At 52.7% G+C, this 1,108-nt stretch carries 1 protein-coding gene and 2 pseudogenes; all 3 read right to left on the minus strand.

The features are described 5' to 3' along the window. Positions 1 to 57 precede the first annotated feature (57 nt). Positions 58 to 252, minus strand: a pseudogene (gene trkA / locus BG74_RS20180) (Trk system potassium transporter TrkA); the annotation flags it as partial. A gap of 29 nt (positions 253 to 281) precedes the next feature. Further along, complete coding sequence (locus BG74_RS20185) at positions 282 to 647, minus strand: NAD-binding protein (protein ID WP_439895628.1); 366 nt, start codon at positions 645 to 647, stop codon at positions 282 to 284. A gap of 44 nt (positions 648 to 691) precedes the next feature. Further along, positions 692 to 1,108, minus strand: a pseudogene (locus BG74_RS15775) (hypothetical protein); the annotation flags it as partial.

Genomic DNA, 1,108 nt, shown 5'->3' on the forward strand with positions numbered 1-1,108 from the left:
TCATCAATGCGCGGATATACTACGAGGCGATAAAAAGAACACCTTATCGCCCGCCTAGATAATCGTCGAACCCTATAGGGCGAATCAGTCAGTCCTGGAGAAAAATCGCCGCGATGCGTATTTCGCAATTTACAGCATATGTTCGCACAGAGATGAGAGAGGGTATTACCGACCAGCAGCCCGCCATAATAGCCCTTGACCGCCACTAGGCTAACTTTGTCCTTAAGCGAAATTGACCACCCGCAGCGCTCCCGAGGAGGTACTCAATCAGTTTATAGATGTTATCGGTGACCAGCTGCTAAGGGGAAATTACAATGATTGATTGGCACTGCTTCCGTTAAAAATAACCTCCCCGCCTCTCGTGGATGTAATCGTGGTAGCGGATGCATGCGATGCAGTTCAGCGTTTTGAACAGCGTATAGGCTATCTGTCGGTATCCTCATCCCCAGCATCGCGCAGGATCTAAGGATAGGACCCATGCCTTGAATTGCACGCAAATCGAATTTGTCCTGCAACTGGCGCAGCTGGTCAGGATTGGTATCGACGATGGTGATGTTATTATTCTCACTGATCAGGTTTTCCGCCAGCGTGCCGCCGACCCACTCCGCACCATAATTTCCATAAAATTCGTTGCGTTCACCAAGCACGACGTTAGCTGACGGGGAACCCCTGCTGTTATTATGCGCGCTATTTAGCGGGCGCATGCTCCTTTTTTATTATGTACGTCGTCAGGGGGCCCGCATCCCCCTTTTATCATCTTAGCGTAAAAGAAACCGTCGCCCGACGTCGGCGACGGTAAGCATTGTAAGCCTGGTGTAGTGGCATCGCCCGTTTCCTGCAGCTGGGCATTAGGATGGCTGGCGAGAAAAGCGGCGATTTGACCGCAGTTTTCTTCCGGCAGAACCGAACATGTGGCATACAGCAACGTTCCTCCGGGCTTCAGGATCCGCCAGGCAGCGTGCAGGATCTGCCGCTGTAACTCGGCCAGTTTGGCGATGTCCCCATCGCGGCGCAGCCATTTGATATCAGGATGCCGGCGTATGACACCCGTTGCAGAGCAAGGCGCATCCAGCAGGATGCGATCGAAAAGCCGGTTACCGCACCAATC

It is taken from the genome of Sodalis-like endosymbiont of Proechinophthirus fluctus, from assembly GCF_001602625.1.
Lineage (GTDB): Bacteria > Pseudomonadota > Gammaproteobacteria > Enterobacterales > Enterobacteriaceae.